Source organism: Aliiglaciecola sp. M165 (genome assembly GCF_007197995.1).
GTDB lineage: Bacteria > Pseudomonadota > Gammaproteobacteria > Enterobacterales > Alteromonadaceae > Aliiglaciecola.
In genome coordinates, this window is sequence record NZ_VKKH01000028.1 from 1 (window position 1) to 281 (window position 281).

Genomic DNA, 281 nt, shown 5'->3' on the forward strand with positions numbered 1-281 from the left:
GCCTTAGTATTCTCTACCTGACCACCTGTGTCGGTTTGGGGTACGGTTCGATATATCATAAGTTTAGAGGCTTTTCCTGGAAGCAGGGCATCAACAACTTCGTTTCCGTAGAAACTCGTCTCGTGTCTCAGGTTTAATGTTGAACCGGATTTACCTAATTCAACGCCCTACGCACTTTCACTTGGATAACCAACACCAAGCTTGTCTAGCCTTCTCCGTCCCCCCTTCACTGATATATCAAGTACGGAAATATTAATCCGTTTCCCATCGACTACGCATCT

1 rRNA gene is annotated in these 281 nt (G+C 45.6%); it reads right to left on the reverse strand.

Annotation, left to right across the window (positions count from 1 at the left end):
• Positions 1-281: ribosomal RNA gene (locus FM019_RS20755) — 23S ribosomal RNA — on the reverse strand; the annotation flags it as partial.